Origin of the sequence: Nocardioides pini, from assembly GCF_026712185.1 — a bacterium.
Classification (GTDB): domain Bacteria; phylum Actinomycetota; class Actinomycetes; order Propionibacteriales; family Nocardioidaceae; genus Nocardioides; species Nocardioides pini.
The window spans coordinates 542,690-567,246 of the sequence record NZ_JAPPUX010000001.1 but is presented as its reverse complement, the minus strand read 5'-3'; the positions used below and the strand labels follow the sequence as shown (position 1 = coordinate 567,246).

Here is a 24,557-nt window from a genome sequence, read left to right as displayed (position 1 = left end):
CGGCCTCAGCAGCCGGGCCGGGCCACACCCGGGACGTCGACCGGCAGCTGGCCCGGTGCCGGCGCCTGCCCGAGCAGCACCTCGACCAGCACCTGCATCGCGGCGGGCGTGTCGCCGTAGGTCGCGACCCGGGTCGGGGCGGTGACCCGCCCCAGCACCCACGGGGTGTCGGTGGCCACGGCGACCTGGCCGTCGACGGGGGCGTCCCTGAAGCCGGTGAAGCCGACCTGCGTGCCTGCGGCGAGACGTGCGTCCTCGGCCGCCTGCCAGGCCTCGAGGCGCCGCTCCCGGCGGGCCTCCGACTTCTCCCAGGCGCGCACGCGCCGCTGGTAGGCGGGCTTGCGCTCCTTCTTCCTGCGCTCGGGCCGCGGCTCGGCCCTCGTGAGGGTGGCCGGCGGCGAGCGGCGGGCCAGGACCGTGATCCCGGCGGCCTGCGCCGCCGGCGTGAACGTCGCGACGGCGCCGGGGTCGCCGTAGGCGTGCACGGCGTCGCCGACCAGGCGGCCCGAGCACGCGCCGTCCGTGACTGTGACCGCAGCGGCGGATAGACGTCGCGACGCCGCGACCGCCGCGCCCGGCGCCTTCGCCGACGGCTTCGCCGGTCCGGCGAGGTGGGCCAGCAGGGCGATCTGCCGCGCGGCGGCCTGCTCCACCCGGCGACGCGGGAGGGTGCCGCCCCTCACGGCGCGCACCACCGCGGCCCGGGCCACCGCGGGCGAGGGAGGCATGAGGAGGACGTCGGACCCGGCGCGCAGCGCCTGCACCGCCGTACGCCCGGGGTCGCGGCCGCGGGTGACGGCGGCCATCTCGAGGGCGTCCGTCACGACGAGGCCCTCGAACCCCAGCTCGTCGCGCAGGAGCCCGGTGACCACCTTGCGCGACAGGGACGAGGGCACCCGGGGGTCCACGGCCCGCACGTCGAGGTGGCCGACCATCACTGCCGGGAGCCCGGCCTCGATCCCGCGGGCGAACGGCACGAGGTCCGACCCCGCGAGCTGCTCCCGGGTCTTGCCCTGGACGGGCAGGGTCAGGTGGCTGTCCGCCGGGACGGACCCATGACCGGGGAAGTGCTTGACGACCGGCAGGACGCCGGAGGTGCTGAAGCCGGTGGCGGCCGCGACGACGTGCTCGGCGACCACGGCCGGCCGCGACGACGCGGACCGCGACCCGATCGTCGGGTCGCCGGGACCCGACGTGACGTCCGCGTCGGGGGCGAAGTCGACGGTGAAGCCGAGCCCGCGGAGCTCCGCGGCCCCGGCGGCGTACGCCTCCTGCGTCAGCCCCGGGTCACCGGCGGCGCCGGCGCTCATGAACGCCGGGAACCTCGTCGCCGCGCCGCGCAGCCGTTCGACCACGCCGCCCTCCTGGTCGACGCCGAGGAAGAGGGGCCACTTCCGGGGGACCTGACGGGTCAGAGTCCGGTTGACGGCCCTGACCTGCTCGGCCGAGGCGACGTTCGCGCTGAAGGCGATCACCCCGCCGAGGTGCAGGTCGCGGACCATCCGCACCGGTGCCGCGGTCCCCTGCCAGTCGGCGACGATGACCTGGCCGGCGAGGTCGGGCAGCCTCATCCGGGCGACCGCCTGCGCGGCCCGGTCCAGCTCGGCCCGGGTGGGACCCCACCCCTCGGCCAGCCCGAGCTCCTCCGACGGTGTCGGCGGGACGGTCGGCGTGCTCGTGGCGGGCGTGCTCTCCGCTGACCGTTCCTCGTCCCCGCCCGGGGTCGAGGAGTCGCACGCGGCGAGCGACGCGACCAGGACGAGGGAGGCTCCGAGGCTCGCCAGGTGGGAGGCGGGGCGGGAGCGCATCACGCCATGGTGGCACGACACCCCAGACGTCTCACCGCCCGTGCCGGTCCGGACGCTCCCAGGGCCACTCGCGCACGAGCCAGGCGGCCACGGCGTCCGCCAGCGGCTCGTCGAGCTCGGCTCGATCGGCGCGCACCCACGACTGCACGTCGACGTCGTGCGCGTCCGACCCGCTCGGGTAGAGGTACACGCAGCCGATCACCTCCCGGCTGCCCGGATCGAGCACCGTGAAGGTGAACCCGCGTCGGGCCTCGAAGTCGGCCGCGTGCCGGGTCAGGTCGCCGCGGTTGTCCTCGAGCGACATGCCGTCGGCGGGTGGCCACGAGCCGTCCGGATAGCCCGGCGTCCGCCGGATGTGCGCGATGCTGGCCGACCACGCGGCGTGGTCCGACTCGTTGTGCTGCGGCCCGAGCGGCTCCAGCACGAAGTCGTCGGCCTCCAGCGACGTCGGCGGCTCGAAGTCCTGCGGCACGAAGTCGGTCGTCGTCATCGGTCGACCGTAGCCCGGCGCCCGCGCCGCCCGCCCACCCTTTTCCCGGGCACTGGCACCTGAGTCCCTGGGCGACTCAGCCGCCAGTGGGCGCGAACGAGCCCCTCCCCCGGGCACTGGCACCTGAGTCCCTGGGCGACTCAGCCGCCAGTGGGCGCGAACGAGCCCCTCCCCCGGGCACTGGCACCTGAGTCTCTGGGCGACTCAGGTGCCAGTGGGCAGGTGGAGGGGTGGACGGGGCCGCGGCGGGACCGGCCGCTCGGTCGACAACCGGGCCTGTGGAGAAGTCGGCGTGGTTGTCGGTGCCCCGCGCTGCACTTGGGGGACTGGACACACCGACGAAGGACGGGGATGCAGATGAGGACGACGGACGAGTGGGACCCGACGTGCGAGTGGAGCAGGGAGGAGGTCGAGTGGTACCTGATGGGGCCGTTCGAGGGAGGCGTGCCGGGGCTGCTGCGCCGCATCAGGCGGATCCTCGACGTCTCCCAGCGGGGGCTGGCGGCACTCATCGACGTGTCGCAGTCGGTCGTGGCGCGATGGGAGACCGGCCGGACCAGCCCGCGGGTGAGCGTGGTGCTGCAGCTGCTCGGGCTCGCCGGCCTCAGAGTTGCCGTGCACGACGTCGAGAGCGGCGAGGTGGTCGAGCCGATGCGCGACGACGGCGCGCGAGACCGGGCTGACCGGCGCTACCCGGCGCACGTCGACCTGACGGTGACCGGGTGGTACGTCCCGCGAGGCCTGGAGTGCACCGCCGAGCCCGTCAGGTGGCAGCGGCGGTCGCGCGCCCTGGAGGAGCCCTACGTGCGGCACCACACGTCCGCCTACGTGAGGCGACTGCAGCGACTCGTGTACGGGACGCCCGACGACCACCCGGCCCCGCGCCAGCTGGTGGCGGAGGCCGTGCACCTCGACGAGGTGCGAGCCGCGCGGCTCGGGCAGCGCCGGGCGGCGTAGGGCGTCGGCCGATCGGGGGCCGCCCCTCAGGCCCCCAGGCCCTCGCGCTCGGCGCCGATGGTGGTGTCCGGGCCGTGGCCGGTGTGCACGACCGTCTCGTCCGGCAGCTCGAAGAGCCGCCGCCGGATCGAGTCCTCGATGACTGCCGCGTCGCTGTAGGAACGGCCCGTCGCCCCCGGCCCGCCCTGGAACAGGGTGTCGCCGGTGAAGACGCAGCCGAGGTCGTGGACGTAGAGGCACACCGCGCCCGGCGCGTGACCCGGGGTGTGGATGACCTTGACGGCCGCCCCAGCGATGGTGAGCGTCTGGTCGTCGGCCAGGTCGACGTCCCACAGCTCGGCGCCCTCCTCGTCACCACCGTGGGTCAGCTCCCACAGGGGCCGGTCGTCGGGGTGCAGCAGGATCGGCGCCCCGGTCGCGACCCGCAGCGCCGGCGCGACGCGTACGTGGTCGTCGTGGGCGTGGGTGCAGACGATGGCCTTCACGGTGCGTCCGGCGACGACCTCGAGGATCGCGTCGACGTCGTGCGGGGCGTCGATGACCAGGCACTGCTCGTCGTCGCCGATCACCCACACGTTGTTGTCGACCTGGTGGGTCTCCCCGTCCAGCGAGAAGGTGCCGGAGACGACCGCGTGGTCCACGCGCGCACGGGCGGAGGTGGCCATCAGATCACCACCACCGAGCGGAGCACGTCGCCGTGGTGCATCTTCTCGAACGCGGCCTCGACGTCGCCGATGCCGATCTCCTCGGTGACGAAGGCGTCGAGGTCGAGACGCCCCTGCTGGTAGAGGTCGACCAGCATCGGGAAGTCGCGCGAGGGCAGGCAGTCGCCGTACCAGGACGACTTGAGCGACCCGCCCCGGCCGAAGACGTCGATGAGCGGGATCTCGGGCACCTTCATGTCGGGCGTCGGCACGCCCACCAGGACGACGGTCCCGGCGAGGTCGCGCGCGTAGAACGCCTGCTTCCACGTCTCCGGGCGGCCGACGGCGTCGATCACCACGTCGGCACCGCCCTCGTGGCCCGTGCCGTCGGGCGGAGGCGTCAGCGACCGGATGGCCTCGACCGGGTCCACCTCCGACGAGTTCACCGTGTGGGTGGCCCCCATCGAGCGCGCGAGCTCGAGCTTGCGGTCGTCGATGTCGACGGCGATGATCCGCGCCGCACCGGCGAGCGCCGCCCCGGCGATCGCGGCAGCGCCGACGCCGCCGCACCCGATGACGGCGACGGTGGAGCCACGGCCCACGTTGCCGGTGTTGATGGCCGCGCCGAGGCCCGCCATCACGCCGCAGCCGAGAAGGCCGACCGCCGCCGCGCGGGCCGACGGGTCGACCTTCGTGCACTGGCCCGCAGCGACCAGCGTCTTCTCCGCGAAGGCGCCGATGCCCAGCGCCGGCGAAAGCTCGGTGCCGGCCAGGTCGCCCTCGGCGAGCGTCATCTTCTGGGTGGCGTTGTGGGTGGCGAAGCAGTACCACGGCTCGCCGCGGTTGCAGGCACGGCAGTCGCCGCACACGGCGCGCCAGTTGAGGACCACGAAGTCACCCGGCTCGAGCCCGGTGACGTCGGGGCCGACCGACTCGACCACGCCGGCGGCCTCGTGCCCGAGGAGGAAGGGGAAGTCGTCGTTGATGCCGCCCTCGCGGTAGTGCAGGTCCGTGTGGCACACCCCGCAGGCCTTGACCTTCACCACCGCCTCACCCGGGCCGGGGTCGGGGACGTTGATCGTGGTGAGCTGCACCGGCTCGCCCTTCGCGAGCGCGACGACGGCCTGGACCTGCTGCATCGATGTGCCTCCTGTGGGTGCGGTCGACCCGAGCCTGTCAGACGTCCACCAACCGGATGCAACCCCCTGCCCACGAGCCGCGTCCTCACCCCGACACGCCACACCCGGGAATCCCGCGGACGAAGGAGGAGGTGGACGTTGGACGCGACACTCGTCGACATGGGCGCGCACGACCGGCAGTCGGACAAGGACGCCGACTTCTCGGCGTACATGTCCGCGCGCCAGACCGCGCTCTACCGGACGGCGTACCTCCTCGCCGGAGACCACGCGGGCGCCGAGGACCTGCTCCAGGTCGCCTTCGCCAAGCTCTACCTCGCGTGGGACCGCATCCGCGACCGCGAGGCGCTCGACGGATACGTCCGGCGGATCATGGTCAACGAGAACAACTCGCTGTGGCGCCGCGCGTGGAAGCGACGCGAGCACTCGACCGACACGATGCCCGAGACGGGCGCGGTCGACACGTACGACGAAGGGACGGGCGGGGCGCTCTGGTCGTTCGTCCAGACCCTGCCTCCGAAGCAGCGCTCGGTCGTCGTCCTGCGCTACTACGAGCAGCTGAGCGAGGCCGAGATCGCCGACGTGCTCGGGATCTCCGTCGGGACCGTCAAGTCGCAGGCCAGCCGAGCGCTGGCCGCGCTGAGGGCCCGTGCCCCGCACTCCCTCAACCCCCACGAGTCCGGAGACGATGCACGATGAGCCCCACTCCCCTCGAGGACCAGGTGCACGACGCGCTGCACCGCACCGCCGACCCCGTGCAGCGGGCCCCGTTCACCGTCACCGACGTCCGCACCCGCGCCCGCCGGATCCAGCGGCGTCGTGCCGCGGTCGCCGGTGCCGCGGTCGCGGCCGTGCTGGCGGTCGCGATCCCGGTCGGCGCCGGCATGGTCGGCCCGTCCCCGCGCAGCGACGTCCCGCCGGCGACCGAGCCGCCCGCGCCCCGGATCACCGGGACCGTCCGCATCGACCCGCGCACCGCGCCGGTCGGTGGCGAGCTCGCCGTGCCGCTGATCAACGTCGACGACCAGACCCTGACCATCGGCGGCGAGACGATCGACCTCCCCCGCCGCTACGACCAGCTGACGCCGTACGCCGACGGCTGGGTCGGCATCACCTTCGTCGACCCGCAGGACGAGGGCGCCACGGGGGTCGAGGTGCTCGGCCCCGACTTCGAGGTGCGCGACGCTGTGGCGCCGTCGAGCCACCTGGCCGTGTCGGCTGACGGCTCCCGCCTCGCGTGGGCCGAGCACGACGGCCGGCGCTGGACCGTCGTCGCGCGCGACCGCGACGGCGCGCGGGAGGAGCGTCGTACGCCGCTGCCTCCCGGCCCCCAGGACGCCCGGGTGCGGCCGGTGGGCTTCCTCCCGGGTGACGCGGTCCTGGTCGGCACGACCGACCCCGTCACCGGACGCGAGTCGGCGCTCGTCGTCGGTCCCGACGGGACCACCTCACCGCTGCCCGACTCCCTCGTGGTCGGCTCGTCGTCCGAGGTCACCGGGCTGGTCTCCGTCCAGACCAGGTTCACCGGTGACGGCTCGTGCTGGCAGGTGCGCGACGCCGGTGCGGGTGGCGCCGAGGTCTGGCGGACCTGCGACTACTCCCTGCTGGGCTTCAGCCCGGACGGACGGTACGTGCTCGGCTTCATCGACTACCTCACCCCCGACGGCTCCCCGACGCTCGCGGTCCTCGACGCGGCGACCGGCGAGCGCAGCCTCGACTTCGAGCTGGTCGGCGCCCGCACCGGCGTGGTGGGCATCAACCAGGAGGTCGCCTGGGAGGACGACGACACCCTCGTGGCCACGCTCGTGACCGGCGACCGCCAGTACGTCGTCCGCCTCGGCCTCGACGGCACGGTCGAGCGGGTCGGCGGCGACGCGGTCGACGTCCAGCCGGGCGACCGGGCACTCATGTTCGCGGCCCCCAGCGTCCTCCAGCGATGAGCCGCCGGAGGTCGGACGCTCAGCCCTGCGGCCCGGAGTAGCTCGCGATCACGGACTGGAAGAGCTCCTGCTGACGGTCGTCGGGGACCTTGTGGGCGAAGGAGACCTCCACCTTGACGACGTGGTTGTCGTCCCAGAGCGTCACGGAGTGGATGTCGTCGAACCGGTCGCGCGAGGTGTAGTAGCCGGCCCTGACGTCGCCCAGGAGGACCGGCTCCTGGCGCTCGAAGTTCGGCGGTCTCTCGCCGGGGCTCCAGAAGTAGCGCTCGGCCTGGCGGGGCGACAGGGACTCCCCGCCGAGGGCCGCGACGCTCAGCAGGAGCGCGCTGGTCTGGCCGTCGACGCTCCCGAGGGCCGAGTCGACGACGACGGAGGAGATGGTCTGCTTCCACCCCTTGGGGGCGTTGACCCGGACGCCGCTGACCTCGAGCTCGGGGCCTGACGCCGGTTCGACCGCCGGCTCCGGCGACTCGGTCGGGGTCTCCGTCCCGGTCTCCGTCGCGGGCTCCGTGGGCGTCTGCGCCGGGTCGGTCGTCGACCCGCTGGAGGTCTCGGCACCGGACGGGTCGTCCTCACCGGGCGCGCCGTCGCTCCCACAGCCGCCGAGGGCCAGCACCGCGGCCATCGAGAGCGCCGCCACCGCGGCTCCGCGCCCGCCCATCGTCGTACCCCCGAGTCGTCGTCGCACGCCCAGACCGTAGCGGAACCCGCGACGCCCATCGCGTTTCGCCTCGTCGCGACCGCGTCTGTGAAAATGACGGCCACAAGTGGGTTTCGCCGCGCGGGGCGGCGGGAATGGGGGACGCATGCTGACCGCTGCAGACGTAGGACTCGTGACCACTGCGCTGAAGGGCCTCAATGCCGACGAGGACCTCATCGCGGAGATCGTGGCCCTCCTCAACAGCAACTCCGAGGGCCTCGGCGACACCACGGTCACCGCCGTGGGGCCGGACTGGTTCGGCGGGTCGACGACGGGCCACCGCATCGGCGTCAACGCGCAGATGGCGCACCAGGAGGTCGAGCAGGAGTTCCAGAAGCTCGCCGACTCGCTGCGCGCCTACGGTGACGCCATCCGCCAGTGGGCCGACGAGGTCCGCGACGTCGACGCCACCACCAACGCCGAGATGACCATGCGCGCGACCGCGCTCTCGCAGGTCAACACCACGCTCGACCAGGCCCGCGACCAGTCGTCGAGCAGCACCATGGGCGACGGCCAGTTCACCGAGCCCCCGGCCACCGAGGAGGGTTCCTGATGACCGACGGTCCCGAGCGCGCCCGGCTGCGCTCCTACCTCACCGGCGCCAAGCACGAGGCCACCGGCGCGGCCGGTGAGAACTGGCGCCTGTGCGGCCAGGTCCTGGAGGAGACGGCGAACGCCCTTCGCAAGGGCGCGACGAAGGTCCGCGAGGGCGACGGGAAGAACGGCGGGCTGTCCGGCGTCACCGCCGACGCCGTCCTGGCGGCGTTCCAGGCCTCCGCCGAGTCGATGCAGGAGAAGGGCACCCGGCTCGTCACGGCCGGCGACACCCTCCGTGACACCGCGCTGGTGATGAGCAACGCCCAGGCGGCGGAGGCCGGCATGGCCGACCTCAACCAGCCTCCCGCCTACAACCCGCCCACCTACAACCCCGGCTACACGCCCACCCCGGAGGAGATCCAGGCCGAGGGCAACAAGCGCCAGGCGGCCAACCAGGAGCGTGCCGCCTACAACACCGCCCGGGCCCAGCAGGAGGCCGCGGCCGCGCAGTGGACGCAGAAGCTCGACGCCGCCTTCCTCGGGGCGATCCCGCCGATGAAGGCGATCCACGGCCAGCCCGACCCGACCGAGCCTCCGCCGTCCGTGCCGAGCAGCCCGACCGGACCTTCCCTGCCGCCGACGGGACCGCGCACCCCCGGCACCCCGGGCACCCCCGACCCGACCGACCCCAGGGACCCGAGGGACCCGGACCGGCCCGACGACAACGACGACGACAAGCCGGACAAGCCGGACAGGCCGGACCGGCCCGACCCGGTGGACCCCGACAGGCCGGACCCGGTCGACCCGGAGAAGCCCGACCCGGTCGACCCGCAGCAGCCGCGCAACCCGATCACCACCCCCACCCACCCGACCCACCACGTGCCGGGGGAGACCAGCACGGTGACGGGCTCGTCGCAGAGCGGCGTCACCTACAACCCGACGGCGGGCCAGGCCCCGGCCGGTCCGGGCGCCGGCGGGTCGTCCGGCGGCATGAACGCCGCCGCGATGGGCGCCGCCGGTGCGGCCGGCGGTGCCAGTGGCATGGCGGGTGGCATCCGTGCCGGCGCCGCCCCGGCGTCGGCCGGCAGTGCGCCCGCCCGTCCGATCGGCGCGACCGGGCGCAGCGGCAGCGCAGGCGCTCTCTCGCGCCCGGCCAGCGCCCCCGGCTCGGCCGCGGCTCGTGCCGGCTCGGCCGGCAGCCCCGCCTCGCGTGGCGCCGCAGGCTCGTCCACCGCCCGCGGTGCGGGCTCGGCGAGCGCCCGCGGTGCCGGTTCGGCCGGTGGCCGTGGCGCCGGATCGGCGGGCGGTCGCGGTGCGGGCACCGGCACCGGATCGCGGTCCGGTGGACGCGGGTCGACCGGCGCTCGCGGTGCAGCAGGCGGAGCCAGCGGACGCGGCGGCCGCAAGGGCGATCGCGACGAGGCCGCCGAGCGCGACAGCCTCGTCTACGAGCAGGACTGGCTCGGCGACGACGACGTCGCTCCCGGAGTCCTCGACTGAGGTCCGCCTCGTTCGAGTGTTCGTGATGCAGGTCCCCGCTCTCGGGCGGGGACCTTCGTCATGTCCGGGCGACGCCGAGGGGTCAGGCGACGACGGTCGTGATCGGCTGCGAGGAGTCGGCCGGCAGGTCCAGCAGGGACGGCGTACGTCCTCGGGCGACGAGCTCGGCCCCGAGGGCGGCGACCATGGCGCCGTTGTCGGTGCACAGCCCCGGGCGCGGCACGCGCACGCGGATGCCCTGCGCGGCCGCCCGCTCCTCGGCCATCGCCCGCAGGCGGCTGTTGGCGGCCACGCCGCCGCCGATGAGGATGTCCTCGATGCCGCGGCTGGTGGCCGCGTCGATCGCCTTGCGGGTCAGCACGTCGCACACCGCTTCCTGGAAGGAGGCGGCCACGTCGGCGACGTCGATGGTGACGCCCTCGCGCTGCTGGGTCTCGACCCAGCGGGCCACGGCGGTCTTGAGGCCCGAGAAGGAGAAGTCGAAGCGGTGCCGCTCGAGGTCGCGACGGCTGGTGAGCCCGCGGGGGAAGTCGATGGCGACGCTGTTGCCGCTGCGCGCCTGCTTGTCGATGTGGGGACCGCCGGGGAACGGCAGCCCGAGCAGCCGGGCGACCTTGTCGAAGGCCTCCCCCGCCGCGTCGTCGATGGTCGAGCCCATCGGCTCGACGCCGACGGTGACGTCGGTGACCTCGAGCAGGCTGGAGTGACCGCCGGAGACGAGCATGGCCAGGCAGGGCTCGGGCAGCGGCCCGTGCTCGAGCTGGTCGACCGCGACGTGGGCGGCGAGGTGGTTGACCCCGTAGATGGGCTTGCCGAGCCCGAGCGCCAGCGCCTTGGCGCTGGCCACGCCGACGAGCAGGGCGCCGGCGAGCCCGGGGCCGCTCGTCACGGCCACGGCGTCGATGTCGCTGAGCGCGATGCCGGCGGTCTCCGCGGCCCGCTCGATGGTGGGCACCATCGCCTCGAGGTGGGCGCGGCTGGCGACCTCGGGCACCACCCCACCGAAACGGGCGTGCTCCTCGACGCTGCTGGCGACCGTGTCGGCCAGGAGGGTGTGGCCCCGGACGATGCCGACACCCGTCTCGTCGCAGGAGGTCTCGATCCCGAGGACCAGGGGCTCGTCAGTCATGGGCCGTCACCGTGTGCTCGCGCGCGGCGCCCGGCAGCCACCGGCACATCACCAGCGCCTCGGAGCCGTCGCGGTAGTAGTGCGGCCGCACGTCGATGACGCTGAACTGCCGCGCCACGTAGAAGCCGAGCGCGTCGGCGTTGGTCACGCTCACCTCGAGCAGCATCCGGGACGCGCCCTCGGTGTCGACGAGCAGCTCGTCGAGCAGGCGCGAGGCGATGCCCGTGCGGCGTGCGTCGGGGCGTACGCCGATGCGCAGCAGGTCGACGATGTCCCCGGCAGTCATCGTCACGGCGTAGCCGGAGAGGTCGTCGGCCACGACGAAGCGGCGACCGAGGCCCTCGATCTCCTGGCGGATGAGCTCTTCGCTCCACGCGTCGGGCCCGAACAGCTCCTGCTCGAGGGCGCTGAGCGCCGGCAGGTCGTCGAGGGTGGCGGGACGGATCACGAGACGGGCTTCCTGGTCGCGCCGGCGACCGCGTCGGGGCGGCGCAGGTAGAGGGGCTCGGGGTCCAGCAATCCTACGAGCTCGGACACGACGCCGGCAGCCAGCCAGCCCGCGCTCGGTCGCGCGGGGGCGATCGCGCGCGGGAAGGAGTCGGGGTAGAGCTCGGGTCCGGCGCCCGCGACCGGGGCATCGGTGGCGACCTCCGCGGGACGCGTGACGACCGGCCCCTCGATGCGCCGGCCGTCGGCGTCGTACGAGGCCAGGTAGACCTCCTTGCGCCGGGCGTCGGTGGCGACGAGGAAGCTGTCGTGGGCGGCGCCGCTGCCGACGACCTCGAGCGCGACGGCGTCGAGGGAGCACACCCCGTAGACCGGGATGTCGAGCACGAAGCCGAGGGTGCGCGCCGTCACGACGCCGACGCGCAGGCCGGTGAACGGTCCGGGCCCGACCCCGACGGCGACGGCCGTGAGGTCCTGCCGGACCACACCCGCCTCCTCCATGCAGCGCGCGATGAGCGGGGCGAGGTGCTCCCCGTGCTTCATCGGCTGCTCGGAGGAGTGCTCGACGACCACCCGCTCGCCGTCGTGGAGGGCGACGGAGACCAGCGGGGTCGCGGTGTCGAAGGCGAGGAGCACGGCGTCGAGGTTACTGTCCGACGATCCAGCGCAGCGAAACCCGGCGGGGGTCGAGCTCGTCGTCGACGGGCGCGTCACCGACGGTCCGCTCGATGACGACCTCGAGGCGCGAGTCGGCCAGGCCCTCGGCCAGTCCGGCGCCCCACTCCACGACGGTCACGGCCGAGTCGAGCGACGCGTCGAGGTCGAGGTCGTCGAGCTCGTCGAGCCCGCCGAGCCGGTAGGCGTCGACGTGCACGAGGTCGGGACCGTCCCCGAGCGCGGGATGCACGCGCGCGATCACGAACGTCGGCGACGTGACGCCGCCGCGCACGCCGAGCCCCTCGCCGAGCCCCTGCGTGAAGGTCGTCTTCCCGGCCCCCAGCTCGCCGGTCAGCACCACGAGGTCGCCGGCGACCAGGCCGGACCCGACGCGCTCGCCCAGCTCGCGCATCGTCTCCGCGTCGGGGGCGTCGAAGCTCGTGCCGAGCCACCGCGCGAGCTCGACGTAGGGGCTCGTCCCGCCGGTGACGACGAAGTCGTGGGCCTCCCAGAAGGCGACGGTGCCGGGCAGCTCCTCCCGCGCGACGACCCGCACCGCGGAGCGACCGACGGCCGCCTCGACGGCCGCGTCGACGAGCGCCGAGGCCACTCCCCTGCCCTGCGCGGCAGGCGTGACGCCGAAGCGACGCAGCACCAGCCCGTCCGGGCCGGGGTCGAGGACGACGCAGCCCACGGGACGGCCGTCGAGGACGGCGAGCAGGCCGCCCCGCCGGGCCAGCAGGCGCCGGATCGAGTCGAGGTCCTCGCCGAGGGCGTCGGCCGGCGGGTCCAGGACGGGGCGGGCTCCGAAGGCCTCCTTCACGACCGCGAGGACGTCGGCGGCCGCCTCCGGGCCCACCCGGCGTACGACGACCGTCACAGCGGGCCCTGCCCCTGGGCGAGCGAGATGAGGTCGTCGAGCTCGGCGGTGACCTGCTTGTGCCGCTCGAGCAGCACCATGTGACCGGCACCCTCGCACTCCAGCAGGCTGGAGCCCGGGATCCGGCTGTGCAGCTTGCGGCTGTGCCCGATCGAGGTGATCTTGTCCTCGGTGCCGCAGATGATCGCCGTGGGCACCCGGCCCAGCGGCTCGAGGTGGTCGAAGTGGTCGAGGCTCGCGAAGGCGGGGTAGAAGTCCGCGACGACGGCGAACGGCGTCGCGTCGAGCATCGAGTAGACGAACTCCACCATCGCGGCGGGTACGTCGTCGCCGAAGGCGTAGCGGTCGGTGACCACGTCGGCGACGGCGTGGCCCCACGAGCGCGCGAGGTCGACGACCCTGTGGCCGCGGTCGAGGGTGCGCACGGCCCGGCCGAGGAAGCGGCCGCCGAGGCCCAGGGGCAGCATCGGGAACAGGATGCGGCCGGCGTCGAGGCCGCCGGCCGTGGTCGAGATGAGGGCGGCGCCGACGACCTTGTCGCCGAAGAGCTCGGGGTGCTGCTCGGCGAGGGAGATGACGCTCATCCCGCCCATCGAGTGGCCGACGACGACGCAGCGTCCCGGGACGGTGTGCTCGATGACCCGGCGCAGGTCGTGGCCGAGCTGCTCGATCGTGCAGTGCTCCTCGTCGGAGCGGGCCGACCGCCCGTGGCTGCGCTGGTCGTAGAAGACCGTGCGCACCTGGCCGCGGTAGGCCGCACGCTGGAAGTGCCAGGAGTCCAGGTTGAGCGAGTAGCCGTGCACGAAGACGACCGTCAGGTCGTCGTCGGTGGCCGGCACGCCGCCGAAGTCCTCCGGCTCGTCGATCTCGACGTGGAGGTCGATCGCGTCGTCGGCGACGACCACCCGCCGTGGGCTGTGCAGCGCACCGAACGCCACCTCCTCGCCGGCGACCCGGTTGCCGATGATGCGGTTCTGGCGGGCGATGCCGACGGCTCCGGCGGCAGCGGCCAGGCCGGCTGCGCCCACGACGGTGCCGAAGATGCGGCCCTTGATGCTCAACGGGTGGTCCTTCCGGTGTCCTCGGGCTCGTCCTCGGCCAGCGCGTCGCTGTCCACGTGCCGGCGGACCAGCCGGCCGCCGACGCGGGTCACGATCTCGTAGCTGATCGTGCCGACCGCGTCCGCCCAGTCCTGGGCGGTGGGCTCGCCGAGGTCACCGGGACCGAAGAGGACCACCTCGGTGCCGCTCGGCGGCAGCTCACCGTGGAGGTCGACGACGAGCTGGTCCATGCACACGCGCCCGCGGACCGGTCGCTGGGAGTCCTCGACCCAGACGTGGGCGGCGTTGCCGGCGGCTCGCGGCACGCCGTCGCCGTAGCCGGCCGGCACGACGCCGACGGTGGTGTCCTCCACGGCGTGCCAGGTGTGCCCGTAGGAGACGCCGTCGCCGGCGCGGACGGCCTTGCTCATCAGGAGACGGGCACGCACGGTCATCGCCGGCCGGAGGCCGAGGCGCGGGGTGACGCCGGGCGCCGGGTCGAGGCCGTACGTCGCGATGCCGCAGCGGACGAGGTCGAAGTGGGCCGAGGGGCGCAGGATCGCCGCGGCGGAGTTGGCGAGGTGGGTGACGTCCGGGTCGAGCCCGGCCGCGTCGGCCAGCGCGAGCGCCTCGCGGAAGGCCGCCTCCTGGGCGTCGTTGGCCGGGTGGGCGGGCTCGTCGCTGGCGGCGAGGTGCGACCAGATGCCGGTGACGGTGATCCGGCCCTGCCGTTCGAGGTCGTGGGCGACGGAGAAGAGGTGCTCCCACTCCGAGCGGGGTGCGCCGCCGCGGGAGAGTCCCGTGTCGACCTTGAGCTGCACCCGCGCGGGCCCGGCGCCGGCGACCTCCTCGAGCTCGGCGACCGAGTAGGCGGTGACCTCGACCCCGGCCGCGACCGCGGCGGCGAAGTCGTCACCGGGGGCGCTGAGCCAGCACAGCAGCGGGCCGTGGTCACCGGCGGCGCGCAGCGCGAGCGCCTCCTCGATGGTCGCCACGCCGAGCCAGTCCGCGCCGGCGTCGCGAGCGGCGGCGGCCACCTCGACCATGCCGTGGCCGTAGCCGTCGGCCTTGACGACCGCCATCAGCTGCACGGGACCGTCGACGCTCACCAGGTCCTTGAGGATCCGCACGTTGTGCCGGACGGCGGCGACGTCCACGACGATCTCGGCGCGCGACGGCACGGGATCGGTCATGCCCACGATCATCCCAAACCTGCGAGCGTGTCGCGCACCAGCCGCGGGATCTGGACCGCGACCCGGCTCGCCGTCAGCGGGCCGCCGGCGGCCGCCTGGGTCGCGGCGGCGCCGTGCAGCCACGACCCGACCGACGCAGCGTCGTACGGCTCCAGTCCAGCGGCGAGCAGCGCACCGACCAGCCCGGCGAGCACGTCGCCGGCACCGGCGGTGGCGAGCCACGGCACCCCGGTGGTGGTCACCCGGACCCTCCCGTCGGGGTGCGCCACCAGCGTGTGGTGCCCCTTCAGCAGCACGACGCAGTCGAAGCGGGTCGCCGCGGCGCGCGCGTGCGCCAGCGGTGCGGCCTCGACGTCCTCGCGCTCGACCTCCACCATCGCGGCCAGCTCGCCGGCGTGCGGGGTCAGCACGCAGCCGGGCACCGTCCCGTCCACGTGCCGCAGCGCGTCGGCGTCGACCACCACCGGTACGTCGTCCGCGCGGGCCTCGGCGAGCATCCGGCCGGCGTCGTCACCACCTCCCGGGCCGACGACCCAGGCCTGGACCCTGCCGTCGCCGACGACCTCGGGGTGCGTGCTGCGCACGGTGTCGGCGATCGCCTGCGGACCGACGTAGCGGACCATCCCGACCAGCCCCGCGTTGGCGCCGGACACGGCGAGCAGGGCGGCACCCGGGTAGGTGCCCGAGCCGGCCCGGACACCGACGACGCCGCGGGTGTACTTGTGCGCGACGTCGTCGGGGCGCGGCAGCAGGGCACGGACGTCGTCGGGCTGGAGCGCCTCGACCGCCGGCCGCCCGAGCTCGTCGGCGTCGAGGCCGAGGTCGACGAGGTGGACGGCACCGCTGGCGAGGCAGGCGGGATCGACGAGGTGGGCGACCTTGTGGGTGCCGAAGGTGACGGTGAGGTCGGCGCGGACGTGGGGACCGTCGAGGGTGCCGCCGTCGACGTCGACGCCCGACGGCACGTCGACGGCGACGACGGGCACCGGGGCGAAGCGCTCGAGGACCGCGACGGCGCCGGGGCGGAGGCCGGGGCGACCGCCGATGCCGACGATGCCGTCCACCAGCACGTCGGGGGTCGGGTGGAGCGCGTCGAGGTCACGGGTCGCACGGCCGCCGGCGGCGCGGAGGGCTGCGAGCCCCGCGTCGTGCACGTGGTCGGCCAGGAGCAGCGCCTCGACCGCCGCGCCCCGCGCCGCGAGCCGGGCACCGGCCCAGAGCGCGTCGCCACCGTTGTCACCCGGGCCGACCAGCAGGAGCACGCGCCGGCCGTAGCCGCCACCGAGCAGGTCGAGGACCGCGGCGGCCAGGCCGGCGGCGGCGCGCTGCATAAGGGCGCCGTGGGGCAGGCGGGCCATCGCGGCCGCCTCCGCGCGGCGTACGTCCTCGACGAGGTGGGCGTGCAGCACGGCCGCTCCTCAGCTCTCCAGCACCACGACGGCCGAGGCGATGCCGGCGTCGTGGGACAGCGAGACGTGGACGTGGACGACCCCCATCGCCTCGGCGCGGGCGGCGACGGTGCCGCGGATCTCGAAGCGCGGGCGCCCGGTCTCCTCCGAGACGATCTCGGCGTCGTGCCACGCCATCCCGACGGGTGCCCCGAGCGCCTTGGCGATGGCCTCCTTGGCGGCGAAGCGCGCGGCCAGCGAGGCCGGCGGCCGCGACGCCTCGGCATCGGTGAACAGCCGGCCGCGCAGCGACGGGGTGCGCTCGAGGGACTGCACGAAGCGGTCGATGTCGACCACGTCGATGCCCACGCCGATGACCGGCACGCGAGTCCCCGGGCCCTACTCGACCGTGACGGACTTGGCGAGGTTGCGCGGCTGGTCGACGTCGTGGCCGAGCTGGGTGGCGAGCTCGCACGCGAACAGCTGCAGCGGCACGACGGCGACGAGCGGCTGGAGCAGCACCGGCACCTGGGGCAGCGTGATCAGCACGTCGGCGTACGGCGTGATGGCGGTGTCGCCCTCCTCGGCCAGGCACAGCGTGCGGGCGCCGCGCGCCCGCACCTCCTGGATGCCGCTGATCATCTTGTCGTGCAGCTGGTCGCGGCCCCGGGGCGGCACCACGCACAGGATCGGCAGGCCCTCCTCCACCAGCGCGATCGGGCCGTGCTTGAGCTCGCCGGCGGCGAAGCCCTCGGCGTGGAGGTAGGCGATCTCCTTGAGCTTGAGGGCCCCCTCGAGGGCCACGGGGTAGCCGGCGTGGCGGCCGAGGAACAGCACCGAGCGGTTGTCCACGTGGTCGCGGGCCAGGGCGTAGACCTCCTCGGCCTTCGCCAGCACGGTCTCGATGTGGCCGGGCATCTCCTCGAGCTGGTCCATGACCTGGGAGATCTCGTCGCCGTAGCGGGTGCCCTTCACCTGCGCGAGGTAGAGCGCGAGGAGGTAGCAGGCGACGAGCTGGGTGAGGAAGCCCTTGGTGGAGGCGACGCCGATCTCGGGGCCGGCGTGGGTGTAGATCACGCCGTCGGACTCGCGCGGGATGGTCGAGCCGTTGGTGTTGCAGATGGCCAGCACCTTCGAGCGCTGCACCCGCGCGTGGCGGATCGCCTGCAGGGTGTCGGCGGTCTCGCCGGACTGGCTGATCGCGACGACGAGCGTCGAGGCGGTGAGGATCGGGTCGCGGTAGCGGAACTCGCTCGCGAGCTCGACCTCCACCGGGATGCGGCACCAGTGCTCGATGGCGTACTTGGCGACCATGCCGGCGTAGAACGACGTGCCGGCGGCGATGATGATGATCTTGTCGATGTCGCGCAGGTCCTGGTCGGACAGGCGCATCTCGTCGAGCTGCAGCAGGCCGTCGGTGCCCCGACGTCCGAGGAGCGAGTCGGCGACCGCGCGCGGCTGCTCGAAGATCTCCTTACGCATGAACCAGTCGTGGCCGTCCTTCTCGGCGGCCGAGAGGTCCCAGTCGACGTGGTAGCGACGGCCCTCGGCGGGCGTGCCGTCGAAGCCGGAGACGCTCACGCCCTCGCGGGTGATGGTGACGACCTGGTCCTGGTCGAGCTCCATCGCCTCGCGGGTGTGCTCGATGAACGCCGCGACGTCGGAGCCGAGGAAGTTCTCGCCCTCGCCGATGCCGACCACGAGCGGGCTGTTGCGACGGGCCGCGACCACGCGGTCGGGGTCCTGGGAGTCGACGGCGACGAGCGTGAAGGCGCCCTCGAGGTCGCGGCAGACGTTCTGCATGGCGACGGTCAGGTCGACCCCCGTCTCGAGCTGCTCCTCGAGCAGGTGGGCGGCCACCTCGGTGTCGGTGTCGGAGGCCATCTCGACGCCCTCGGACTCGAGGCGCTGGCGCAGCTCGGCGAAGTTCTCGATGATCCCGTTGTGGACGAGCGCGACGCGGCGCGCGCGACCCAGGTGCGGGTGGGCGTTGCGGTCGGTCGGCGGGCCGTGGGTCGCCCAGCGGGTGTGGCCGATGCCGGTGGTGACCTGCGGCAGCGGGGAGTCGACGATGGCCTTCTCGAGGTTGGCCAGCTTGCCGGCACGCTTGTCGGACACGATCGTGCCGCCGTCGACGAGGGCGATCCCGGCCGAGTCGTACCCCCGGTACTCCAGGCGCCTGAGGCCCTCGATCACGACGCCCTCGGCCGGCTTGGCACCTACGTACCCGACGATTCCACACATGGCCGCGGAGTCTATCGGCGTCCATCGGCAGGCCGCTGCACGGCCTCGCCCGCGTGCGGTGCCACAATCGCACCCATGTCCGAGGTCGCACGGCCCTCCCACGGCACGACCTCCGGCAGCTCGCCGGGGAGCGAGACGTCCCCCTACGTCGAGCTCGAGCGGGCCGCGTGGGCCGAGCTGGTCGGCACGGCCGAGACGACCCTGACGCGCGAGGAGGTCGTCCGGCTCCGCGGCCTCGGCGACCAGCTCGACCTGCGCGAGATCGAGCAGGTCTACCTCCCGCTGTCGCGCCTGCTGAGCCTCTACGTCGCCGCGAACTCCCGGCTCCACCGCGAGCAGGAGGAGTTCCTGCACCGCGTCACCCCGCCCCGTACGCCGTTCGTGATCGGGCTCGCGGGATCCGTGGCGGTCGGCAAGTCGACCACCGCCCGCGTGCTGCAGCAGATGCTCGCCCACTGGCCCGAGCACCCCAACGTCGCGCTGGTCACGACCGACGGCTTCCTGCTGCCCAACGCCGAGCTCGAGCGGCGGGGCATCCTGCACCGCAAGGGCTTCCCCGAGTCCTACGACCGCAAGGCACTGCTCAAGTTCGTCATCGACATCAAGTCGGGCAAGGACGAGGTCGAGGCCCCGATCTACTCCCACCTCGTCTACGACGTGCTGCCCGACGAGAAGGTCGTGGTCAAGCGGCCCGACATCGTGATCATCGAGGGGCTCAACGTCCTCCAGCCGGCCCGGGTGCGCGAGGACGGCCGCACGGGCCTCGCGGTGAGCGACTTCTTCGACTTCTCCGTCTACGTCGACGCCGCGCTGACCGACATCAAGCGCTGGTACGTCGACCGCTTCCTCCGCCTGCGCGAGACCGCGTTCCGCGACCCGGCGTCGTACTTCCGCAAGTACGCCGCGCTCTCCCACGACGAGGCCGTCGACCAGGCCACGCGCATCTGGGACTCCATCAACGAGCCGAACCTCGTCCAGAACGTCGCCCCCACCCGCTCCCGCGCCAACCTCGTCCTCCGCAAGGACGCCGACCACTCCGTCCGCTACGTGCGGCTGCGCAAGCTCTGAGGCGCGTCTGGAGTCCCCGGATATCCGGGGACTCCGGCGACAGCGTGGAAGATCCGGGCCACCTGGTGACTCAGATCCTCCACGATCAGCCGCGGCAAGGGCGCTGCCCGACTGGGCCGAGACCCACCTGACGCAGGTCCTGGGCGCGCGAGACCTACGACGCCGGGACCACGCCGGGACCACGCCGGGACCACGCCGGGACCACGCCGGGACCACGCCGGGACCGACGCCGGGACCGACGCCGGGACCGACGCCCGATGCTCACAGCTTCTTCTGCAGCTCCAGCAGCGTCTCGATCGTGCGGTAGCCCAGCGCCTCGTTGACGGCGTTCATCCAGGTGTTCACCTCGGCGTTGGAGGTGTCGACCGAGACGAGATCGGGCCAGCCCGCGACCGCCAGGTCGTGGGTCGCCGTCTTGAGGACCAGCCCCAGCCGCCTGCCACGGTGGGCGGGGTCGACGATCGTGATGCCGACCAGGCCGTGGTCCGGGTCGTTGTCGTCGACGCGTACGTCGGACGCGCCGGCCACTGAGCCGTCCGGGGCGATCGCCAGCGCCGTCAGCACGTGCCGGCCCACGGCCACCTGCCGCTGCTCGGCCGCGCGGATGCGCTCCGGGGTCCACTCGGAGTCCTGGAGGTCGAGCTCGCCGAGCGGCACCTCCGCGAGCAGCAGGCCGAGCAACCGCCCGAACGACGCCAGGTGCTCGTCGGGGCAAACGGTGTCGAAGGTGACGACGCGGTAGCCGTCCGGGACCGGGGCCGACGCCGCGAGCGCGTCCCGACGGGCGACGAAGTCGGCGAGGGTGAGCTCCTTCATGGACTCGCGGCTGGCCACGTCGTAGCCCATCGCGCGGGCGAAGAGCTCCGGCCCGGTGCCCGACCCGCCGGGCGGCAGGTAGGCCTCGCTCTGGACCGTCGTACGACGGTCGCCCGCCGCGACCACCTCGAGCTCCTGCACGAGGCGGCGGCCGATGCCCTCGCGGATGCGGTCGGGCCGGACGTAGGCGAACGCCATGGCGGTGTGCAGGTTCTCCCTCAGCGGTCGGACGACGAGGCCGGCGCCGACCATCTCGCGGCCGTCGATCGCGGCCACCAGCGTGAGGCCCCGCTCGGGGTTGGGGGTCGGCAGCGCGACCCGGCTCTGCTCCCACAGCGGCCACGGCCGGCCGGGGCGGTCGGCGGTGGCCGCGTGCCCGACCTCCCACCACGCGCGCAGCGCCGCCTGGTTGTGCGGGTTGAACTGCTCGATGTCGACGCCCACGGCCGTGACGCTAGTGGCCCGGGACGGCGACCGGCACCCGGATAACGGGGTGCGTACGACGCCCCGGCTGCGGAAGGGTCGAGGGATGACCACCGACTCCCCGCTGCGCAGCCGGTTGCGCACCGCCCTCCTCGAGGCTCGCCGCGCCCGGGACGCCGAGACCGTGTCGACGCTGCGGACCGCGCTCGCCGCGCTCGAGAACGCCGAGGCGGTGCCCGCGGCCGCCCGCGCCGGCGCGCTCGAGGACTCCCCCGTCGGCGCCGGGGCCGCGGAGGCGGCGCGGCGCGTCCTCACGCACGACGACGAGCTCGCCGTCCTCGACGCCGAGATCACCTCCCTCGACGAGGCCGGGCGCGCGTACGCCTGCTCGGCGCCCGAGCGCGCCGCCGCAGCCCGGGAGGCGGCGCGCCGCCTCGCAGCGCTGCGGAAGGCCTAGGAGCTCGAGGCGCGCCGGCGCTCGCGGGCCGCCTCGATCCGGTCGGCCTCGCGCACGGCCGACCTCGCCATCACCCGTCCCCGCCAGTGCACGAGGGCGCCGATCACGAGGACGAAGGCGGGCATGCCGATCCCCAGCCAGAGCCACGTGGCGAGGGGTGAGCTCGCCTCCACCGAGCTGCCGTCCGGCGACACCCACAGCGTCCAGGTGTCACCGACCTCGCGCTGCGGGGGCCCCGACCGACGGAACGTCGCGGTCCTCACGTCGTCGCCCTCGGACCAGCGCAGCTCGTAGGAGGTGACGGTCCGGTCGTCCTCCCCGGTCCGGGGTCGCTCGCTCACCGCGACGACCGTCGTCTCGGTCTGCTCGGTGCCGCCGAACAGGTGGGTGCGCGTGCCGGGCACCAGGGCCACCAGCACCACGGCGAGCACCAGCCCCATCCCGATCCCGAGGGCGATGTCGCCGGGCGACAACCACGGGCGGTGCGGTGGGTCGTGCTCCTCGACGGCCGGCGCCGGGTCGGTGGTCACCCGAGGGCCAGCTGCTGGCGTACGACGTCGGCGAGCCGCGAGGCGACGCCCTGGGCCTCGTCCTCGGTGGGAGCCTCGACCATCACGCGCACGATCGGCTCGGTGCCCGAGGGGCGCAGCAGGATGCGGCCCCGGTCACCCAGCACCGCCTCCTCCTCCGCGACGGCCGCGGCCAGCACGGCGTCCTCGTCGGCGCGCGACTTGTCGACGCCCGAGACGTTGAGCAGGACCTGCGGGAGCCGGGACATCACCGAGGCGAGGTCGGCCAGCGACCGGCCGGTCGTGGCCATCCGCTCCATGACGTGGAGCGCGGTCAGGATGCCGTCGCCGGTGGTGGCGTGGTCGCTCAGGATGACGTGGCCCGACTGCTCGCCGCCGAGGTTGTAGCCGGAGACCTTCATCGCCTCGAGGACGTAGCGGTCGCCGACCTTGGTCTGGCGCACGCCGACACCGCCGGCCCGCATGGCCTGCACGAAGCCGAGGTTGCTCATCACGGTGGCGACGACGGTGTCCTTCGCCAGCCGGCCCTGCTCGAGCAGCGAGAGCGACAGGATCGCGAGGATCTGGTCGCCGTCGACGACGTTGCCCTTGGCGTCGACCGCGAGGCAGCGGTCGGCGTCGCCGTCGAGGGCGAAGCCGGCGTGGGCGCCGTGCTCGACGACGGCCTTCTGGAGGTCACCGAGGTGGGTGGAGCCGCAGTCGTCGTTGATGTTGAGGCCGTCGGGGTCGGCGTGGATGGCGATCACCGTCGCGCCGGCGTCCTCCAGCGCCCGCGGACCCGCGGCGTGGGCAGCGCCCGCGGCGCAGTCGAGGACGACCGTGAGCCCCACGAGCGGGTGGCTGATCGTGCTCTCGAGGTGGGCGGCGTACTCCTCGACCGCGGTGTCGTAGACCCGGACCCGGCCGACGGCACCCCCGGTGGGCCGCTCCCACGGCTCACCCATGCGGCGCTCGATGGCGATCTCGATGGCGTCGTCGAGCTTGTGGCCACCACGGGCGAGGAACTTGATGCCGTTGTCGGGCATCGGGTTGTGCGAGGCGGAGAGCATCACGCCGAGGTCGGCCCCGAGCCGGTCGGTCATGTAGGCGACGCCGGGCGTCGGCAGCACGCCGAGGAGGAGCACGTCCACGCCCGCCGAGGCGAGGCCGGCGACGACCGCTGCCTCGAGGAACTGTCCCGAGATGCGGGTGTCGCGGCCGACCACTGCGAGGGGGCGGTGGCCCTCGAACTCGCCGCGGTCGGCGAGGACGTGGGCCGCGCACACGGAGAGCTCGAGGGCGAGCTCGGCGGTGAGGTCGGCGTTGGCCAGGCCGCGGACGCCGTCGGTGCCGAAGAGTCGCGTCATGGCCCGGGAGCCTACGGGTCGCCCGGGCCCGGTGCCGAAACGAGGCCGGACGTGCGACGAGGCCCGCACCGTCGGACGACGGTGCGGGCCTCGAGGTGCAGGCTGGGTCAGCGCTTGCTGAACTGCGAGGCCTTGCGGGCCTTCTTGAGACCGGCCTTCTTGCGCTCCACGACGCGGGCGTCGCGGGTGAGCAGACCGGCCTTCTTGAGGGCCGGGCGGTTGGCCTCGACGTCGACGGCGTTGAGCGCGCGGGCCACGCCGAGGCGCAGGGCGCCGGCCTGGCCGGCGATGCCGCCGCCGTGGATGCGGGCGATCACGTCGAAGCGGCCCTCGAGCTGCAGCTCGACGAACGGCTCGTTGGCGATCTGCTGGTGCAGCTTGTTCGGGAAGTAGCTGTCCATCGAGCGACCGTTGATGGTCCACTCGCCGGTGCCCGGGACGATCCGGACGCGGGCGACGGCCTCCTTGCGGCGGCCGGTGGCGCCGGCGGGCGCGATGGTGGCCGGGCGGGCCGGGGTGTCGGCCGAGGCGTCGCTCTCGGAGGTGTAGGCCACGCCGTCGGCGCCGGTCTCGAAGGTCTCCTCGACCTCGGTGGTGTTCTCAGTCATGTATGCGTCCTCAGTCGTCACTGGGAGATCTGGGAGATCTCGAACGGGATGGCCTTCTGGGCCGCGTGCGGGTGGTCGGGGCCGGCGTAGACCTTGAGCTTCTTCAGCATCTGGCGACCGAGCTTGTTCTTCGGGAGCATGCCCCACACGGCCTTCTCGATGGCCTTGCGGGCGTCCTTCTCGAGGAGCTCACCGAACGGGGTGGCCGAGAGGCCGCCCGGGTAGCCGGAGTGGCGGTAGGCCATCTTGGTGGTCTTCTTGGTCCCCGACAGCGACACCTGGGAGGCGTTCACGATGATCACGAAGTCGCCCATGTCCATGTGAGGAGCGAAGGTCGGCTTGTGCTTGCCGCGGAGGAGGTTGGCGGTCTGGACGGCGAGGCGGCCCAGGACCACGTCGGTGGCGTCGATGACGAGCCACTCACGCTGAATGTCAGCGGGCTTGGGGCTGTACGTGCGCACGGCGGTATCCCGTTCTGGTTCGTTGGTCCCGGCCCCCGGACGAGGGCCGGCTGGTGCTGCTGCGACTTCTGACGAACACGGCCCGGTTCGCTCCCCGGCTCCGCTCGGCGGAGACTGGGGATGACGTCCGGATCTGCGCCCGCTCCGGATCTCCGTGG

General features: G+C 73.9%; 26 protein-coding genes. 7 read left to right on the top strand and 19 right to left on the bottom strand.

Annotated features, from left to right (window positions below):
* Positions 1 to 5: 5 nt before the first annotated feature.
* Positions 6 to 1,808: a glycoside hydrolase family 3 N-terminal domain-containing protein gene (locus NYO98_RS02765; RefSeq protein WP_268109991.1), complete on the bottom strand. Its 1,803-nt coding sequence runs from the start codon at positions 1,806 to 1,808 to the stop codon at positions 6 to 8.
* Positions 1,809 to 1,839: 31 nt separating this feature from the next.
* Positions 1,840 to 2,298: a GNAT family N-acetyltransferase gene (locus NYO98_RS02760; RefSeq protein ID WP_268109990.1), complete on the bottom strand. Its 459-nt coding sequence runs from the start codon at positions 2,296 to 2,298 to the stop codon at positions 1,840 to 1,842.
* A 357-nt stretch (positions 2,299 to 2,655) separates the two neighbouring features.
* On the opposite strand from NYO98_RS02760, the gene NYO98_RS02755 reads away from it, so the two are divergent.
* Complete coding sequence (locus tag NYO98_RS02755) at positions 2,656 to 3,255, top strand: helix-turn-helix transcriptional regulator (protein ID WP_268109989.1); 600 nt, start codon at positions 2,656 to 2,658, stop codon at positions 3,253 to 3,255.
* Positions 3,256 to 3,281: 26 nt separating this feature from the next.
* Here the strand turns inward: NYO98_RS02755 and NYO98_RS02750 are convergent, their stop codons facing one another.
* On the bottom strand, positions 3,282 to 3,920 hold the full coding sequence (locus NYO98_RS02750; RefSeq protein WP_268109988.1) for an MBL fold metallo-hydrolase: 639 nt from the start codon (positions 3,918 to 3,920) through the stop codon (positions 3,282 to 3,284).
* A complete protein-coding gene (locus tag NYO98_RS02745) occupies positions 3,920 to 5,038 on the bottom strand; it encodes an S-(hydroxymethyl)mycothiol dehydrogenase (protein WP_268109987.1) in 1,119 nt (372 codons plus the stop codon). The genes NYO98_RS02750 and NYO98_RS02745 overlap by 1 nt, the downstream gene beginning before the upstream one ends.
* A 138-nt stretch (positions 5,039 to 5,176) precedes the next feature.
* On the opposite strand from NYO98_RS02745, the gene NYO98_RS02740 reads away from it, so the two are divergent.
* The gene (locus NYO98_RS02740; RefSeq protein ID WP_268109986.1) at positions 5,177 to 5,734 is read left to right on the top strand and encodes a SigE family RNA polymerase sigma factor; all 558 of its coding nucleotides are present in this window, start codon (positions 5,177 to 5,179) and stop codon (positions 5,732 to 5,734) included.
* The gene (locus tag NYO98_RS02735; protein WP_268109985.1) at positions 5,731 to 6,975 is read left to right on the top strand and encodes a hypothetical protein; all 1,245 of its coding nucleotides are present in this window, start codon (positions 5,731 to 5,733) and stop codon (positions 6,973 to 6,975) included. Before NYO98_RS02740 ends, NYO98_RS02735 begins: the two co-directional genes overlap by 4 nt.
* Before the next feature lie 19 nt (positions 6,976 to 6,994).
* On the opposite strand, the gene NYO98_RS02730 is transcribed toward NYO98_RS02735, so the two are convergent.
* Positions 6,995 to 7,663 carry a hypothetical protein gene (locus tag NYO98_RS02730; RefSeq protein WP_268109984.1) on the bottom strand — a complete coding sequence of 223 codons (669 nt, stop codon included), beginning with the start codon at positions 7,661 to 7,663 and terminating at the stop codon, positions 6,995 to 6,997.
* A 118-nt stretch (positions 7,664 to 7,781) separates the two neighbouring features.
* On the opposite strand from NYO98_RS02730, the gene NYO98_RS02725 reads away from it, so the two are divergent.
* Positions 7,782 to 8,228, top strand: a complete 447-nt coding sequence (locus NYO98_RS02725) for a hypothetical protein (protein ID WP_268109983.1) — start codon at positions 7,782 to 7,784, stop codon at positions 8,226 to 8,228.
* A complete protein-coding gene (locus tag NYO98_RS02720) occupies positions 8,228 to 9,712 on the top strand; it encodes a hypothetical protein (RefSeq protein ID WP_268109982.1) in 1,485 nt (494 codons plus the stop codon). The genes NYO98_RS02725 and NYO98_RS02720 overlap by 1 nt, the downstream gene beginning before the upstream one ends.
* 82 nt (positions 9,713 to 9,794) lie before the next feature.
* On the opposite strand, the gene tsaD is transcribed toward NYO98_RS02720, so the two are convergent.
* From tsaD to glmS, 9 genes are read right to left on the bottom strand one after another with little or no spacing between them, the layout of a single operon-like run.
* Positions 9,795 to 10,841: a tRNA (adenosine(37)-N6)-threonylcarbamoyltransferase complex transferase subunit TsaD gene (tsaD, locus tag NYO98_RS02715; protein ID WP_268109981.1), complete on the bottom strand. Its 1,047-nt coding sequence runs from the start codon at positions 10,839 to 10,841 to the stop codon at positions 9,795 to 9,797.
* Complete coding sequence (locus tag NYO98_RS02710; protein WP_268109980.1) at positions 10,834 to 11,289, bottom strand: GNAT family N-acetyltransferase; 456 nt, start codon at positions 11,287 to 11,289, stop codon at positions 10,834 to 10,836. The genes tsaD and NYO98_RS02710 overlap by 8 nt, the downstream gene beginning before the upstream one ends.
* Positions 11,286 to 11,924, bottom strand: coding sequence for a tRNA (adenosine(37)-N6)-threonylcarbamoyltransferase complex dimerization subunit type 1 TsaB (tsaB, locus tag NYO98_RS02705; RefSeq protein WP_268109979.1), 639 nt, complete (start codon positions 11,922 to 11,924; stop codon positions 11,286 to 11,288). Before tsaB ends, NYO98_RS02710 begins: the two co-directional genes overlap by 4 nt.
* Positions 11,925 to 11,934: 10 nt before the next feature.
* Positions 11,935 to 12,825: a tRNA (adenosine(37)-N6)-threonylcarbamoyltransferase complex ATPase subunit type 1 TsaE gene (gene tsaE / locus NYO98_RS02700; protein ID WP_268109978.1), complete on the bottom strand. Its 891-nt coding sequence runs from the start codon at positions 12,823 to 12,825 to the stop codon at positions 11,935 to 11,937.
* Positions 12,822 to 13,886 (bottom strand): alpha/beta fold hydrolase, encoded by a 1,065-nt coding sequence (locus NYO98_RS02695; protein WP_268109977.1) that lies wholly within the window; start codon positions 13,884 to 13,886, stop codon positions 12,822 to 12,824. The genes tsaE and NYO98_RS02695 overlap by 4 nt, the downstream gene beginning before the upstream one ends.
* The gene (alr, locus tag NYO98_RS02690) at positions 13,883 to 15,058 is read right to left on the bottom strand and encodes an alanine racemase (RefSeq protein ID WP_268109976.1); all 1,176 of its coding nucleotides are present in this window, start codon (positions 15,056 to 15,058) and stop codon (positions 13,883 to 13,885) included. The genes NYO98_RS02695 and alr overlap by 4 nt, the downstream gene beginning before the upstream one ends.
* An 8-nt stretch (positions 15,059 to 15,066) precedes the next feature.
* A complete protein-coding gene (locus tag NYO98_RS02685; RefSeq protein ID WP_268109975.1) occupies positions 15,067 to 16,467 on the bottom strand; it encodes an NAD(P)H-hydrate dehydratase in 1,401 nt (466 codons plus the stop codon).
* Positions 16,468 to 16,476: 9 nt separating this feature from the next.
* Positions 16,477 to 16,830 carry a holo-ACP synthase gene (locus tag NYO98_RS02680; protein ID WP_268109974.1) on the bottom strand — a complete coding sequence of 118 codons (354 nt, stop codon included), beginning with the start codon at positions 16,828 to 16,830 and terminating at the stop codon, positions 16,477 to 16,479.
* A gap of 15 nt (positions 16,831 to 16,845) precedes the next feature.
* Positions 16,846 to 18,690, bottom strand: coding sequence for a glutamine--fructose-6-phosphate transaminase (isomerizing) (glmS, locus tag NYO98_RS02675; protein WP_268109973.1), 1,845 nt, complete (start codon positions 18,688 to 18,690; stop codon positions 16,846 to 16,848).
* 75 nt (positions 18,691 to 18,765) lie between these two features.
* On the opposite strand from glmS, the gene coaA reads away from it, so the two are divergent.
* Positions 18,766 to 19,758, top strand: a complete 993-nt coding sequence (coaA, locus tag NYO98_RS02670; protein ID WP_268109972.1) for a type I pantothenate kinase — start codon at positions 18,766 to 18,768, stop codon at positions 19,756 to 19,758.
* A 261-nt stretch (positions 19,759 to 20,019) separates the two neighbouring features.
* On the opposite strand, the gene NYO98_RS02665 is transcribed toward coaA, so the two are convergent.
* Positions 20,020 to 21,018: a GNAT family N-acetyltransferase gene (locus NYO98_RS02665; RefSeq protein WP_268109971.1), complete on the bottom strand. Its 999-nt coding sequence runs from the start codon at positions 21,016 to 21,018 to the stop codon at positions 20,020 to 20,022.
* Positions 21,019 to 21,103: 85 nt separating this feature from the next.
* Here NYO98_RS02665 and NYO98_RS02660 point away from each other — a divergent pair, with 85 nt between their 5' ends.
* Positions 21,104 to 21,454, top strand: coding sequence for a hypothetical protein (locus tag NYO98_RS02660; RefSeq protein WP_268109970.1), 351 nt, complete (start codon positions 21,104 to 21,106; stop codon positions 21,452 to 21,454).
* Here NYO98_RS02660 and NYO98_RS02655 read toward each other — a convergent pair.
* The 4 genes from NYO98_RS02655 to rplM all read right to left on the bottom strand — a co-directional run bounded on the left by NYO98_RS02655 (position 21,451) and on the right by rplM (position 24,399).
* On the bottom strand, positions 21,451 to 21,984 hold the full coding sequence (locus NYO98_RS02655; protein ID WP_268109969.1) for a hypothetical protein: 534 nt from the start codon (positions 21,982 to 21,984) through the stop codon (positions 21,451 to 21,453). The two genes, NYO98_RS02660 and NYO98_RS02655, sit on opposite strands and share 4 nt — an antisense overlap.
* Positions 21,981 to 23,330, bottom strand: coding sequence for a phosphoglucosamine mutase (glmM, locus tag NYO98_RS02650; protein ID WP_268109968.1), 1,350 nt, complete (start codon positions 23,328 to 23,330; stop codon positions 21,981 to 21,983). Before glmM ends, NYO98_RS02655 begins: the two co-directional genes overlap by 4 nt.
* Positions 23,331 to 23,437: 107 nt before the next feature.
* A complete protein-coding gene (rpsI, locus tag NYO98_RS02645) occupies positions 23,438 to 23,938 on the bottom strand; it encodes a 30S ribosomal protein S9 (RefSeq protein WP_268109967.1) in 501 nt (166 codons plus the stop codon).
* Positions 23,939 to 23,955: 17 nt separating this feature from the next.
* Entirely contained in the window at positions 23,956 to 24,399 is a 444-nt protein-coding gene (gene rplM / locus NYO98_RS02640; RefSeq protein ID WP_172258237.1) for a 50S ribosomal protein L13, read from the bottom strand.
* Positions 24,400 to 24,557 lie beyond the last annotated feature (158 nt).